Raw genomic sequence first — 14,036 nt, forward strand, 5'->3', positions numbered from 1 at the left:
GGCTGGCGGCTCTTACCCCGCCGTCACCGCGAGCACTTCTTCGAGGGTGGTCAGGCCCGCGAGCGCCTTCTCGATGCCGTCCTGGCGCAGCGTCTTCATGCTGCTTTCGGCCAGGGCCACGTCGCGCAGCTCGGAGGCGGTCTGCCCGGCCCCGATGGCGCGGCGCAGCGGGTCGTCGATCACCATCAGTTCGTGAATCCCCATGCGGCCCTTGTAACCGGTGCCGCCGCAGCGCGGGCAGCCCGCCCCGCGCACGAGCGAGGCCCCGCGCACCTCCTCCTCGGCGAGTCCCAGGCGGCGCAGCACGTCGGGGTCGGCGTTGGTGGGCTGCTTGCACTCGGAGCACACCCGGCGCACCAGCCGCTGCGCGAGCACCCCGATCACCGACGCGGAGATGTTGAAGGGCTCCACGCCCATTTCATCCAGACGGGTAATGGCCCCCGGCGCATCGTTGGTGTGCAGGGTCGCCAGCACGAGGTGGCCGGTCAGCGCCGCTTCGGTGGCGATCTTGGCCGTCTCGGTGTCGCGGATTTCGCCCACGAAGATGATGTCGGGGTCCTGGCGCAGGAAGGCGCGGAGGGCACGGGCGAAGGTCATCCCGGCCACCGAGTTGACCTGCGACTGCACGATGCCCGGAATCTCGTACTCGATGGGGTCCTCGATGGTCGTGGTGTTCTTCTCGGGCCGGGCGATGCGCTTGAGGGTCGAGAAACTGGTAAAGGACTTGCCCGACCCCGTCGGCCCCGTCACCAGGAAGATGCCGTTGGGCTTCTCGATCACGTCGAGGTAGCGCTGGAAGTTGTGCGCGGAAAAGCCGAGCTGCTCGACTTCGGGGATGTTCTCGGCCTTTTGCAACAGGCGCATCACGGCCTTCTCGCCGTACACGGTGGGCAGGGTCGAGAGCCGCAGGTCGATGTCGATGGAGCCTTTCTTGAAGCGCACGCGCCCGTCTTGCGGCAGGCGGCGCTCGGAGATGTCGAGGTTCCCCATGATCTTGATGCGGGCCAGCACGCTCTGGGAGCTCCCGCGCGGCAGCTCGGGCTGCTCACGCAACACCCCGTCAATGCGGTAGCGCACCCGCAGTGAGGTCTGGGTGGGCTCGATGTGGATGTCGGAGGCGTCTTGCAGGGCGGCCTCGCGGATAATCTGGTCCACCACCCGCACGACGGCGTTGTCGTCGAGCCCGGCCGAGAGGTCCACGTCCTCCCGCTTGGCCTCCCGCGCCCGGCTCTCGGCGGCGAGCTTCTGGTTGAGCGCCGCCATGTCCTTGTTGCCGTGGTAGCGCTCGATCAGGCGGGTGATGTCTTTTTCCGCCATCACCGCCGGGATGATCTCGCGGCCCGTGATCAGCTTGAGGTCGTCGAGCGCGAACACGTTGCGCGGGTCCTTCATCGCCACGATCAGGGACTCGCCCTGCAACCTGACTGGCACCACCCCGTAGCGCCGGGCGGTCGCCTCGGGGATCAGCAGGGCCACCGCCGCGTCGGGCGGGTTCTGGCCGGGGTCGAGGTACTCGTAGCCGAGCTGCGCGGCCAGCGAGCGGGCCAGCATCTCGGGGCTGAGCTTGCCCGACTGCACCAGCGTGTCTTCCAGCCGCCCGCCCCCCGCGTTCTGCTTTTGCAGCGCCCCGTCGATGTCGCCGGGAGTGGCGAAGCCCAGCTCGACAATCACCTCGCCCAGCGGCTTGACCTTGCCGCCGCGGGCCTGGACCTGCAAGGCCTCGCGCAGTTGCCCGCGCGAGAGGGTCCCCTGCTGCACCATCTGCTCGCCCAGGCGGGTGCGCTGGGGGTAGCAGCGCTCGATCAGGGCCTCGACCTCGCGCGGGCGGGCCAGCACCAGGCTCACCGGGCGGCCGATCAGGGCTCCGAGTTCCTCGCGGCGGCGGGGGTCACTCGTCAGGACCGTCACACCCGCCGCCGTCTCCTCGACCGGCACCGCCGAAAGCCGCAGGGCGTCCGCCCGCAGCAGCGCCCCCAGCACCTCTTCCGGGGGCTGGAGGCCGCGCGTGTCGGGCAGGTAGGGGGCACCCGCCTGCTCGGCCAGCACCTCGTAGAGGCGGTCCTCGGTCAGGGCGCCCTGGGCCACCAGCGTCGCGCCCAGCGATTCACCGGTCTGCTGCTGGGCGTCGAGCGCCACCTGAAGCTGCGCGTCGGTGATCAGCCCGCGCGTGATGAGCAAGCGGCCCAGTTGCCCGCCGTTCGCGTCGCCGCTCTCCTCGCCGGGCAGGGCCACGTCCAGTCCGAGTTCCGGGTAGTAAGTGGCGATCGCCCACAGCACCTGATCACGCAGGGCCTGGTACGGCTCGATGTTCAGGCCCGAGTCGTCCTCCAGCGCCTCGATGGCGAGGCTGGACAGCGGGTCCACAAACGCCACCCGCAGCGTGTCGCCCTCCCGCGCGAAGGGGAACGCGGCCACCCGCTGCGCCGTCTGTGCCCGCACCGCCCCGACCGCCGCCGACTCCGGCGTGACCACCAGCAGGTTGACGAGCGGAATGCCCAGCGCTTCCTCGATGGCCCGCGCGATGCGCTTCTCGCCGACCTGCCCGGAGTCGATCAGGATGTCGGCCAGCCGCCCGCCGACCTCGGCGTGCCGGACGAGCGCCTTTTGCAGTTCGGTGTCGCTGACGTAACCCTGTTCGAGCAGGATCGCTCCGAGTCTCCGGTCGCCGATGGAAAGTGCCACTGTGTCTCCTGTAGGGAAAAGGGGGAAGGGAATGCGGGAGTTAGGCCCGCCAGTCGTGTCCGTAGCGCTTGAGAACGGCCCGCTCGAGCTTGCGGGTCACGCGGGTGTGCGGCAGGGCGTTGTCGGCCAGGGGGTGAACGAGGATGGTGTGCATCCCCGCGAGGTTGCCCCCGAGGATGTCGGTAAAGACCTGATCCCCCACCATGCCGACCTGATGGGGCGGCAGCCCGAGCTTGCCGAGCGCCTGCCGGAAGGCGCGGGGATTGGGTTTGCCCGCCATGCCGACGCCCTCGAAGCCGAGTTTGTCCAGCCAGAAGCGGGCACGCCTCCCCGTCGCGTTGCTCAGGAGGTACAGCCGGATGCCGGAGCGGCGCAGCTCGGCGGCCCAGGCCATCACGTCGGCCCGTTCCTCATAGCTGCCGTAGGGAATCAAGGTGTTGTCGAGGTCCAGCAGCAGCCCACGCAATCCCCGCGCCGCCAGGAACTCGGGGGTGATGTCGTGAACGTGGGGCAGCACGTCGCGGGGGCGCAGCAGGCTCACGCGTCCACCCCCGCCGAGCCGGAGGGGTCCGGCAAGCCGATCACAGCCCACATCCGGCCCGTGCGGCCCGCGTCCCGGCGGTAGGAGTAAAAGTCTCCTTCCGTCGAGCAGCGCCCGCTGACCCAGACATGCTGGGGCGAGAGGCCCGCCGCGAGCAGCACCGCCCGGTTCGCCCCGACGAGGTCGAGGTGCGGCCCTTTTTCCCGCTCCATCACGAAGTCACTTAGGCCCGCGTCCTGAAACTGCTGGGCCACGTCCCCGCCGACCGCGTACCGCTCGCCGCAGATGCCGGGGCCGACGGCGGCGCGGATGTTCGCCGGAGTGGCCCCCCGCGCCACCATCGCCTCCACCGTGCGGGCGGCGATGCGGCCCAGCGTGCCGCGCCAGCCCGCGTGGGCGGCCCCCACAACCCCGGCGGCCTCGTCCGCCAGCAGGATGGGGTAGCAGTCGGCGGTCCCGATGGCTAGGAGCAACCCCGGCTCGGTGCTCACCAGCGCGTCGCCGTCCTGCACGCCGGGCCGCGCTTCAAGGACATCCGTGCCGTGAAACTGGTTCAGGCGGGCCACCCGCGAGGGCGCGAAGCCCAGCGCCTCGGCCACCCGGCGGCGGTTCTCGGCCACCGCCTGCGGGTCGTCCTCGCGGTCGTCGAGGTTCAGGCCTGCATACGCCCCCAGCGACACGCCGCCCGTCCGCGTGGTGAACGCGTGGGGCAGCGGGAGGGCGGGGGAGCGCAGGAGCATCAGGGGGTCAGTATCGGGGCGCATGTCTCACCGAATTCTGACGGTCAAGCCCCCCGGCGGGGGTGTGGAGGGGGTGGGGAAGCCGCCAGCTTCCAGCTCCCGGCTGGCCGCTGGAGGACCTGGCGGGGCTGAGGGGTCCACTGCTGCTTTTGCCGAGGCCGTCTCTCTCCTTGTATCAGCCGCCCGAAACGTCCCCACCCCTCAAGCTCACGTTCCAGGCAGACGAGCCGTTCGGCGCGGACGCGCCGAGGCCGCCCGCTGGGCGACAGAAGGGCGTGGAGGGGGAAACCGCGACGAGGCAAGCGACGCCGGAGCATGGGGGAACGACCTTTGCCCAGCGCCACGCCGCTCCCCCCTTTCCTCTGGGGAGGGGGCTGGGGGGGGAGGCCACCGACGCGAATCGAAACCCCATTCCTCTCCCGCCCCCTCTTTCCTTGCACCCACTCCAACGCCCGCCCCCGCCGCGTTGCTACAGTCGCCCCCATGAGTCTGACGATTGACCTCTCCGGCAAGACGGCCCTGGTAATGGGCGTGGCAAACGCCCGCAGCCTGGGCTGGGCCATCGCCGAACCCCTCCTCCAGGCCGGATGCCGGGTGGGCTTTTCCTACCAGGGCGAGCGCCTCAAGGGCGAACTCGACAAGCTCCTCGTGGGGCGGGAGGGCGTGTGGACCCAGCAGGCCGACGCGACGAGCGAGGAGGACCTGACCGCGCTGTTCGCCCGCGTGAAGGCGGAATTCGGGCATCTGGACTACCTCGTCCACTCCATCGCCTACGCGCCGCGCCCCGCGATGGAGGGCCGCTTTATCGCCACCACGCCAGAAGACTGGAACACCGCCCTGAACGTCAGCGCCTACACGCTGGTGAGCGCGGCCCGCCACGCCGAACCCTTGCTGCGCCCCGGCGGAAGCATCGTCAGCCTGACTTACCACGCCTCGCAGCAGGTCGTGCCCAAGTACAACGTGATGGGCGTGGCGAAGGCGGCGCTGGAGGCCGCCACCCGCTACCTCGCCGCCGACCTGGGCAAGATGGACGTGCGGGTGAACACCATCAGCGCCGGGGCGATGCGGACGGTCGCGGCCCGCTCCATCCCCGGCTTCAGCGGCCTGTACGACGAGGCCGGACGCCGCGCCGCCCTGGGCCGCCACGCCACCCCCGAGGAGGTGGGCAAGCTGGCCCTCTTCCTGCTCTCGGACCTGGGCAGCGGCGTGACCGGGCAAACGGTGTATGTGGACGCCGGGGCGAACATCATGACCATGAAGTTGGAGTGACCGCCTGGCCGCGCCCGGCCTCAACCCTGCTTTACTTCCCACAGTAGCCCCCGGTTCACGCGCTACAGTGGCGGGCGTGACGTGGCTGAAGCCGGTGAGCATCGATGGAGACGCGCAGGCCGCGTATAACGAGTTTCTGCGGGACCTGGAAGCCAGGCTCGCGGACCCGGCGACCGACCGCAATGGGGTGGCCCGCGAGGTGCTGGCACAGGCGATGTATGGCCGCGAGTATGGGCAACTCCTTGCGGACGCGCCCCTCGCGGCCCTGAACCTCGACGCGCGGAATGTGACCTTCGAGGCCGAGTATTACCTCGCGACCGACGCCGAGCAGTTCGCCCGCGTCAAGCCGCTGCTGTGGCTGTGGAAGAACCTCGACCTCACGCCCGTCGGCCAGAACCCGGTGACTGGGATACCCGTGCGGCGGATTCTCGCCGGGCACATCTTCCGGCGGGTGGGGCGCGACTTCAAATGCTGGCAGAACGTGGAATTCTCGGTCGGCTACAACATGGAGGTGGGCGACAACGTCGTGGTCCACCGCCATGTCCTGCTGGACGACATCGGCGGCATCGAGTTGCAGGATGGGGCCTCGGTCAGCGACTACGTGAACATCTACAGCCACACGCACTCGGTGCTGGACGGCCCGGACGTGACGCTGCGCCGGACCGTGATCGGCCGGGGCGCCCGCATCACCTACCACTCCACCATCCTGGCGGGCAGCGTGGTCAGCGACGACGCGATGCTCGCCACCCACGCCCTGCTGCGCGGAGACATCCCGCCGCACGGCATCGCGATGGGGCTGCCTGCCCGCGTGACCCGCTTCAAGGAGCGGCCCCAGCCGGAGGCGTATGGGGTGGACTCGCGCACCCATCCCCACGACGCGGGGCGCAAGGCCAACCCGCAGTTTCCCGACCCCACGCCCAACCAGACCCGCGTGCCGGGCGAGGGCGACCTCTAGCCCTGCGCCGCCCATGACCCTGCCCGGTGCCCACCGTGAGGCGGTCTGGACGCGGCTGATGCGCGAGCGGGCCTGCGCGTACCCGCTGCCGCCGCACGGGCACCACCCCAACTTCATCGGGGCGCGGGAGGCGGCGCACGCCCTCCTCTCGCACCCGGAGGTCGCCCGGCACCGCACGCTGATCGTGGGCGGGGACCGGGTGCTGTACCCGCTGCGCAAGCTCGCTCTGGCCTCGGGCCTGATCCTTTACGTGCCGCATCAGACGCGCGAGGGGTGGTACTGGCGGCTGAGCGACCCGGCGGGGGCACAGCTCCGGGCGATGGCGCGGGTGGGCGAACCGAGGCTGCACCCGGAGGGGGCGGGGGCCGCCGTCCTCGCCTGCGTCGCCGTGGACCGCGCGGGCGGGCGGCTGGGCAAGGGCTTCGGGTGGGGCGCACGGGGCCTGGGCCTCGGCCTGCCCGAATACACGCTGGTGCACCCGCTGATGCTGGCGGACATCCTGCCCTGCCTGCCGGACTCGCGGGCAGAGCTGATTGGGTTACCGGGAAGGGTACTGGGCGTTTCGGTGCAGGCCGGTCCGCAAACTCTAGACTGAGTTCATGACCAAGCGCAGCAAAGTCTTCGTGCCCGTCGTCGTCACTGTGGCGACAGTCGGGGTGGCCGCCGGGGCCGCCTACGTCGCCCGGTACCGCAAGGACGACGTGAAGGAACTGTTCGTGGCGCAGGCCCTGGAGCGCCCCGCCGCCCGCCAGAGCTATGCCGAACTCGCCCAGGGACTGGAGCGGGCCGGGATCGCCCTCTTTCAGCGGGCGGGCCGCGCCGCCGATACTCCCGCCAACCGGGGCCTCCTGACCCACATCATCGGCCTGGAACGCTGGGGCCAGGAGCGGCTGCGCGTGGCCCTGGGCGAGCGCGAGTTCGTGCGCGACGAGCACCACCCCTACAAGCCCGGCGCGGGCACCACGTTGCGCGAATTGCAGGACCTCCTCTCCCAGACCCGCTCGCGGACGGTGGACCTTGCCCGTCGCCTGAACGCCTCGCCGCCCGCCGAGGGGACCACCGTCGAGCACAACGGGCTGGGGTCGCTGACTCCCAAGGGCTGGCTGCGCTACCTGACCCAGCACGCGGACGGGGAAAGCCGCAAGCTGCGCGGGGCCAAGGAAGCCAAGGCCCTGGGCGAGTAGGCCGCGTGGCCCCGCCCACCCTCTGGACGGTCGGCTACGAGGGGGCCGACCCCGGCGCTTTTCTCTCCACGCTGGAGGCGGCGGGCGTAACGCTGCTGGTCGACACCCGCGAGCGGGCGCAGAGCCGCCGCCGGGGCTACAGCAAGACCGCGCTCTCGCAGGCCCTGGCGGAGCGCGGCATCGGCTACCGCCACCTGCGGACGCTGGGCACGCCGCCCCCGGTTCGCAAGGCGTACAAGCTGGACCACGACTTCCGCGCGTTGGAGGCCGCCTATACCCTGCACCTCGCCACCCAGGGGGAAGCCTTGGAGGACCTCGGCGCCCTGGCCGCGCGGGACCGGGTGGCCCTGTTGTGCTACGAGGCCGATCCCACAACCTGTCACCGCTCGCTGATCGCCCGCCGCCTGCGGGTGTTGGGGCTGGTGGGCGAGGTGGTGGACCTCGACATTCCGGGACGCAGGCTGACGTAGCAAAGCGCCGTAGAAAGCTGTAAGACTCCCTCCCCTACGCTGGGCGGCGATGAGCGTGCTGCAAGCCCTCTTGGGCGTGATCGTGAAGGCCGGGGCCAGTGACATCCACCTGCGGGCCGGGAGTGCCCCTGCCGCGCGGGTCAACGGCGAGATCGTGCGCTTCGGAGAAGACCGCCTGATGCCCGAACACGTCGAGGCTTTCGCCCGCGAGATGATGGGTCGCCCCGGCCTGTGGGACGACTTTTTGAATCGCCGGGACGCCGACTTCGCCTATGGCATTCCCGCCGTGGCCCGCTTCCGGGTCAATGCGTACTACCAGCGCGGCAGCGTGGGCCTGATCATGCGCGTGATCGAGGACAAAGCGATCCCCAGTTTCGCGGACCTCGGCCTGCCGGTGGGCACCTTCGAGGAACTGGCAGGCCATGAGCGCGGCCTCGTGCTGGTCACCGGGCCGACCGGGTCGGGCAAGACGACCACGCTGGCCTCGCTGCTCGACCACATCAACGCGACGCAGCCCGTCAACATCGTCACGCTCGAAGACCCCATCGAGGTGCTGCACCGCGACAAGCGGGCGCTCGTCTCGCAGCGCGAACTCGGCACCGACACGCTGAGTTTCGCGGCGGGGCTGCGGGCCGCGATGCGCCAGGATCCCGACGTGATCCTCATCGGCGAGATGCGCGACAAGGAGACGGTGGAGGCCGCGCTCTCGGCCGCGCAGACCGGGCACCTCGTCTTCTCGACCCTGCACACCCAGGACGCGATCCGCACGGTGAACCGCATCATCGACTTTTTCGCCCCGCACGAGCGCGACCAGATTCGGCTGGGGCTCTCCGAAAGCCTCGTCGGGGTGGTCAGTCAGCGCCTGCTGCCGCGCAAGGGCGGGGGCCGGGTGCTGGGCATGGAGATCCTGCTGGGCACCCCCACCGTCCGCGAATGCGTCAAGGACCCCGAGCGCACCGACGAGATCAAGCAGGCGCTGCTGGAGGGCGGGGCGAGGGGGATGCACACCTTCGACCAGCACCTCGCCCAGCTCGTCGGCGAGGGGCTGATGACCGAGGAGGACGCCATGCAGACCGCCACCAGCCCCCACGAGCTGAAGATCATGCTGATGAAGGCGCAGTTCGCCTGAGCCGTAGAACCAAGCCCCGGCACGCCCACCGTCAGAGCGTGCCGGGTTCACTTGGAAAAGGTCAGTACGGGGACCGCACCGCCCGGCGCAACACCGATGCGGGCGTCTCGCGGACGGCGCGGTCCACCTCGGCCACCGGGGAGCGGTAGATCAGTTCGGAGACGAGGCTGCGCTGTGCGTCCAGCGTGTGGCACACCTGCCGCGCCAGCGAACGCCATAGCACCAGCGTGAACCCGGTGGTCAGCAGCAGGCCCACCAGTACGGCGATCATGGGCTGAAGCTGACCGGCCAGCACCTCGTCAAAGTCGGTGATGTGGTACGCGGAAGTCGTGACCTGAAACAGGGTCGCGGGCAGCATCCAGAGTCCCAGCCCCAGCAGCAGCGCGGCGGCGTATTTCAGCGGCGAGGTCGCGTCCCGCAAGGCCCGGTGCAGTGCACCCGAGGGTCCGGGCTGCCTCTGCCACGGCCCCACCCGGCCCGCCCAGCGCGACAGTCCCCCAAAGCCCCGCCACAGCAGCCCCAGGATCGGCCCCGTCAGCGTGACCGCCAGCACCACCGTGATGAAGGCATACAACCCGGCAGGCAGCAGTTGCGTGGTGGGTTGAGGTTGCCCCACCGCCCACAGGCGTACTCCCACGAAGACCAGCACACCCAGCCCCAGCACCCAGCGAAAGCCCTGCGTCGCCGCGGTAAAGGCCCGCCGCGCCGCCCAGTCGTCCCAGTTCGGCAGGCCCGCCGCCCACGCCCGGAAGCCCACAAGCCCCAGCGCGAGCAGGCCCGCGAGCAGGCCCAGGGTCACTTCCAGCGCGAGGTGCGGCAGGATTCGCGCGGCGTGCAGGGCTGGAATGCCGATCTCCCGCGTGTCCTCCAGCATCCCCGCCCACGCCCGCAGCAAGAAGAACACCAGTCCGCCGCACACCGCGAACAGGACGAGGGCAGCGGCGGCCAGCACTCGCAGGGCCAGGTCCTGACGCGGCGTCAGCACGGGTGTCATGGTGGGAGGAGCGTACACCGCCCCGGAGGGCGGCGTGAGCAAGGATGCCGAGCGGTCCTTAGCCTAGGCCTGCATCCCCCGCCCCTTGTTCATCCACGCGGGCGGCTTGGGCGCAAAGCGGCCCAGGATGGTGCCCTGGTCGTAGGCGAGGTAGGCATCGGCCCAGGGGAAAGTCTGGTTCAGCACCCGGATCGCCTCCGGGCTGCCCATGTTGTGGTCGAGCTGGTAGAGCACGAACTGCTCGGGCGTCTCCAGCCGCAGGTAGGTCGGCATGGCCCCGGCATGCTCATCCAGCACGCTCTGGAACTCGCCCACCGCGTCGGGGCTGGCCGTCTCCAGGTCGATGGTCACGTACATGACCTTGGGCACCTCGGCGAGCTGCTCGATGCTGACCACTTCCTCCGCGATGGCCCGCAGGCCGCCGTCCTCGGATTCGAGTTCGACGATGACGAGGGCGGGGGTGTCGTTGACCAGCTTCTCCTGAATACGGTCGTAGGCGCGGGAAAAGGCCACCAGCTCGGTCTGTCCCGACTCGTCCGCGAGGATGAAGCGGGCCATCATGCCGCCCGACTTGGTGGGCTTCTTGACCACGCTCTCGATCATGCCCGCCAGCACGGCCTTGACCCGCTTGCCCGGCGCGACGTTCTGGGTGGTGAACCAGGCGTCGAGGTCCGAGATGCGGCAGCTCGCGGCCTCGCGCAGCCCCTCGTGCTGCTCCAGCGGGTGCCCGGAGATGTAGAGGCCCAGCGATTCTTTCTCGACGGCGAGGCGCTGGAGGTCGGTGTAGGGTTCGACGCCCGACTTGAGCCGTGGCTCGGGGGCCGTCTCGTTCATGCCGAACAGGGCGTCCATGCCGCTGTTCGCCATCGCCGCCGCGCCCTGTGCCCAGGCCATCGCTTCTTCCAGGCTCTCGGAAAGCTGCCGCCGCTCTCCGAAGCGGTCGAAGGCCCCCGACTTGATCAGCGATTCCATCGCCTTGCGGTTGCAGACCTTATGGCCCAGGCGGGAGCAGAAGTCGGCCAGCGACTTGAAGGCGCCGCCCCGCTCGCGTTCCTCCAGAATCCGCTGGACGGCGGCCTCGCCCAGCCCCTTGATCGCGTACAGACCGAACAGGATTTCCTCGCCCTGCACGGCGAAGTCGGGCGCCGAGCGGTTGATGTCGGGCGGCAGCACCCGCACGTCCATCTTGCGGGCGTCGGAGACATACTCGGCCACCTTGTCCGAGTCGCGGCGCTCGACGGTGAGCAGCGCGGCCATGAACTCGACCGGGTAGTTGGCCTTCAGCCACGCGGTCTGGTAGGTGATGACTCCGTAGGCGGCCGAGTGCGACTTGTTGAAGCCGTAATTCGCAAAGGCGTCCAGCAGGTCGAAGAGGCGGTTCCCCTCATCCTGCGGCACCCCGTTCTTCTCGGCCCCATCCACGAAGATCTGCCGCTGACGCTTCATCTCCTCCGCGTCTTTTTTACCCATCGCGCGGCGCAGGAGGTCGGCGCCGCCCAGCGAGAACCCGGCGACTTCCGAGGCGATCTGCATGATCTGTTCCTGGTACACGGGGATGCCGTAGGTTTCGGCCAGGATCTTTTCCAGCCACTTCGCGCTGTTGGGGAAGCCGTCCTTGACGTAGTCCACCTCCTCGACCCCGTGGTGACGGCGCACGTAGGTGGGGATGTTCTCCATCGGGCCGGGGCGGTACAGCGCCGAGAGCGCGATGATGTCGGCCAATCGGCGGGGCTTGAGGCGGCGGGAAGCGTCCGCGATGCCCGCCCCTTCGAGCTGGAAGACGCCCTTGGTATCGCCCCGGCTCATCAGCTCATAGGTCCGGGCGTCGTCGAAGGGGATCGCGTCGAAGTCGATCTCGATGCCCTTCGACTCGCGCATGATGCGCCTGGCCTCGTCGAGGAAGGACAGGGTGCGCAGGCCCAGGAAGTCCATCTTGATCAGGCCGATGTCCTCCACGGCCTTCATGTCGTACTGGCAGACCATGCCCTCGCCCGACGTATCGCGCATCACGGGCACGAGATCGGTCAGTTGCGTCTTGCCGATCACCACCCCCGCCGCGTGGACGGAGGCGTGGCGGGTCAATCCTTCGAGCTTTTGCGCGAACTCGTAGGCTTCGAGCAGTTGGGCGTCCTCGGCCAGCATCTGCTGGATGTCCGGCACGGCCTCACGGGCCTGCTCCAGCGAATACGATTTTCCGAACTTGATGGGGATGAGCTTGGACACCTTGTCCACCTTGGCGTATTCCAGCCCCATCACGCGGGCCACGTCCTTGAGGCACGCCTTGCTCGCCATCGTCCCGAAGGTGGCGATCTGCGCGACCTTGTCGTCGCCGTACTTCTGCTGCACGTAGCCGATCACCTCGCCGCGCCGCGCGTCGTTGAAATCGATGTCGAAGTCAGGCATGGAGATGCGGTCGGGGTTCAGGAAGCGCTCGAACAGCAGCTCGAACTCCAGCGGGTCGAGGTTGGTGATGCGGATCGCGTAGGCCACGAGCGACCCCGCGCCCGAGCCGCGCCCCGGCCCCACCGAGATGCCCTGATCCTTGGCCCAGTTGATGTAGTCCGCGACGATCAGGAAGTAGTCGGGGAAGCCCATGTTGTTGATGACGCTCAGCTCGTACTCGGCGCGGCGCAGGATGGTCAGGGCGTGCGCGTGGTGGGTGCGGGTCGTCTCGGTGTCGTCGGCTTCCGGGTCCAGTTCGATGGCCGTGTCGCTGTCCTTCTGGCGGGCGCGGCGACAGTCCTCGTGGGCATATACGGGCAAGATTCCCGACTCAGCCTCCGCCTCCATCACTTCCAGCGCCGGATACTTCGTGTACTTTTCCCCTGCCGCCTTGCCCCGCGCCTCCCACTCACTGCCCATAAAGGCGAGCAGCGTGAACAGGGTTTCGAGGTCGCAGGTGGTGGCGTCACAGCCCTTCACGCGGGCGAGCACCTTCGCCTTGTCCTCCGCTCCCAGCGCTTCCAACGAGCGCAGGGCGTAGTCACGCAGCAGCCCCTCCGTCGCGTGCGCCGGGTAGCGCTTCACCGTTCCCCGGTACGTCTGCACCCGCAGTTCCTCGGCCATCGTGCGGCCTTCCGGGATGGGGAGGGCAGGCATCTGGTACTGCCGCTTCTTGCCCACCGGCAGGTCCACGTTGCAGATGGAGGCGATATAGGCCGTGTTGTCGAACGGCTCCTCGCCCCACTCGGAGACGGGCAGGGCGGCCTGCATCTCGTCCAACCCCTTCACGTAAAACTCGTCGCAAGGGAACTTGAAACGGTTCTCGTCGGCGAGGGTCGCCTTGGTCTGGATGGCGAGGAGCGTCTCGTGGGCGGTGGCGTCCGTCTTCTTGACGTAGTGGCCGTCGTTCGTGGCGACCAGGCCGATGCCGAGTTCCTGCGCCCAGGCCTTCAAAATGGGGTTGTTCTTCCGCTGCTCGGGCAGGCCGTGGTCCTGAATCTCGATGAAATAGTTCTCGCCGAAAAGGTCGCGGTACCACAGCAGGCGTTGCTTGGCCTCGTCCTCCCGGCCCTGGAGGAGAAGCTGCTGCACCTCCGACCCCAGGCAGCCGGAAAAGGCGATCACGCCCCGGTGGTGCTCCTGCAAGAGCTCGTGGTCGATGCGCGGCTTGTAGTAGTACCCCTCGGTATAGCCGCGCGAGCTGAGGCGGCAGAGGTTCTGATACCCCTCGAAGTCGCGGGCGAGGAGCGTCAAGTGAAAGATCCCCTTCTCGCCGCTGACGCCGGGCTTCTTGTCGCGCCGGGTGCCGTGGCCGGGGACAACGTAGGCCTCGTAACCCAGGATCGGCTTGACGCCCGCCGCCTGGGCATAGTTGTAGAAGTGCACGGCCCCGTGCATGTTGCCGTGGTCGGTCATCGCGCAGGCAGGGTCGTTGGGGGTGACCTCCTTGACCCATTTCAGGAGGTCCTTGAGCTTCGCCGCGCCGTCAAGCAGGCTGTACTGGGTGTGCTGATGCAAGTGCGCGAACCTGGGCTTCTTATCGGCGCTAGGGCCGCAGCAGGAGCCGTCCGGCAGATGGATGTGCCCACTAAGGGGCGGTTGAGCAGCGTCGGCGGCGGTCATGTCCCGA

11 protein-coding genes are annotated in these 14,036 nt (G+C 69.1%); 6 read left to right on the forward strand and 5 right to left on the reverse strand.

What is annotated here, in order from left to right; translation table 11 throughout:
- Positions 1-12 precede the first annotated feature (12 nt).
- The 3 genes from F8S09_RS06505 to pgeF are packed head-to-tail and all read right to left on the reverse strand — an operon-like array spanning position 13 to position 3,987.
- Positions 13-2,682: an ATPase, T2SS/T4P/T4SS family gene (locus tag F8S09_RS06505; RefSeq protein WP_322618603.1), complete on the reverse strand. Its 2,670-nt coding sequence runs from the start codon at positions 2,680-2,682 to the stop codon at positions 13-15.
- Between the two features lie 40 nt (positions 2,683-2,722).
- Positions 2,723-3,223: a YqeG family HAD IIIA-type phosphatase gene (locus tag F8S09_RS06510; RefSeq protein ID WP_322618604.1), complete on the reverse strand. Its 501-nt coding sequence runs from the start codon at positions 3,221-3,223 to the stop codon at positions 2,723-2,725.
- Positions 3,220-3,987: a peptidoglycan editing factor PgeF gene (pgeF, locus tag F8S09_RS06515; protein WP_152870358.1), complete on the reverse strand. Its 768-nt coding sequence runs from the start codon at positions 3,985-3,987 to the stop codon at positions 3,220-3,222. Before pgeF ends, F8S09_RS06510 begins: the two co-directional genes overlap by 4 nt.
- A 459-nt stretch (positions 3,988-4,446) precedes the next feature.
- Between pgeF and F8S09_RS06520 the strand changes: the two genes are divergently transcribed.
- The 6 genes from F8S09_RS06520 to F8S09_RS06545 all read left to right on the forward strand — a co-directional run bounded on the left by F8S09_RS06520 (position 4,447) and on the right by F8S09_RS06545 (position 8,970).
- Entirely contained in the window at positions 4,447-5,232 is a 786-nt protein-coding gene (locus F8S09_RS06520; RefSeq protein ID WP_152870361.1) for an enoyl-ACP reductase FabI, read from the forward strand.
- Between the two features lie 76 nt (positions 5,233-5,308).
- Complete coding sequence (locus tag F8S09_RS06525) at positions 5,309-6,187, forward strand: acyltransferase (RefSeq protein ID WP_322618605.1); 879 nt, start codon at positions 5,309-5,311, stop codon at positions 6,185-6,187.
- A 13-nt stretch (positions 6,188-6,200) separates the two neighbouring features.
- Entirely contained in the window at positions 6,201-6,782 is a 582-nt protein-coding gene (locus tag F8S09_RS06530) for a 5-formyltetrahydrofolate cyclo-ligase family protein (RefSeq protein WP_152870363.1), read from the forward strand.
- A gap of 4 nt (positions 6,783-6,786) precedes the next feature.
- Positions 6,787-7,371: a DinB family protein gene (locus F8S09_RS06535; protein WP_152870364.1), complete on the forward strand. Its 585-nt coding sequence runs from the start codon at positions 6,787-6,789 to the stop codon at positions 7,369-7,371.
- 5 nt (positions 7,372-7,376) lie between these two features.
- Positions 7,377-7,841, forward strand: a complete 465-nt coding sequence (locus F8S09_RS06540; RefSeq protein WP_322618606.1) for a DUF488 domain-containing protein — start codon at positions 7,377-7,379, stop codon at positions 7,839-7,841.
- Positions 7,842-7,890: 49 nt separating this feature from the next.
- On the forward strand, positions 7,891-8,970 hold the full coding sequence (locus tag F8S09_RS06545) for a type IV pilus twitching motility protein PilT (protein WP_152870369.1): 1,080 nt from the start codon (positions 7,891-7,893) through the stop codon (positions 8,968-8,970).
- Positions 8,971-9,031: 61 nt separating this feature from the next.
- On the opposite strand, the gene F8S09_RS06550 is transcribed toward F8S09_RS06545, so the two are convergent.
- Both F8S09_RS06550 and dnaE read right to left on the reverse strand, forming a co-directional pair.
- A complete protein-coding gene (locus F8S09_RS06550) occupies positions 9,032-9,964 on the reverse strand; it encodes a hypothetical protein (RefSeq protein ID WP_152870371.1) in 933 nt (310 codons plus the stop codon).
- A 63-nt stretch (positions 9,965-10,027) separates the two neighbouring features.
- Entirely contained in the window at positions 10,028-14,029 is a 4,002-nt protein-coding gene (gene dnaE, locus F8S09_RS06555; RefSeq protein ID WP_152870373.1) for a DNA polymerase III subunit alpha, read from the reverse strand.
- Positions 14,030-14,036 lie beyond the last annotated feature (7 nt).

Origin of the sequence: Deinococcus terrestris (genome assembly GCF_009377345.1) — a bacterium.
Lineage (GTDB): Bacteria > Deinococcota > Deinococci > Deinococcales > Deinococcaceae > Deinococcus > Deinococcus terrestris.

Bases quoted from the DNA above. Each gene is read 5' to 3' on its own strand.
- F8S09_RS06550 (WP_152870371.1), bottom strand. From the start codon at position 9,964: ATGACACCCGTGCTGACGCCGCGTCAGGACCTGGCCCTGCGAGTGCTG.
- pgeF (WP_152870358.1), bottom strand. From the start codon at position 3,987: ATGCGCCCCGATACTGACCCCCTGATGCTCCTGCGCTCCCCCGCCCTC.
- dnaE (WP_152870373.1), bottom strand. From the start codon at position 14,029: ATGACCGCCGCCGACGCTGCTCAACCGCCCCTTAGTGGGCACATCCAT.
- F8S09_RS06530 (WP_152870363.1), top strand. From the start codon at position 6,201: ATGACCCTGCCCGGTGCCCACCGTGAGGCGGTCTGGACGCGGCTGATG.
- F8S09_RS06535 (WP_152870364.1), top strand. From the start codon at position 6,787: ATGACCAAGCGCAGCAAAGTCTTCGTGCCCGTCGTCGTCACTGTGGCG.
- F8S09_RS06545 (WP_152870369.1), top strand. From the start codon at position 7,891: ATGAGCGTGCTGCAAGCCCTCTTGGGCGTGATCGTGAAGGCCGGGGCC.
- F8S09_RS06520 (WP_152870361.1), top strand. From the start codon at position 4,447: ATGAGTCTGACGATTGACCTCTCCGGCAAGACGGCCCTGGTAATGGGC.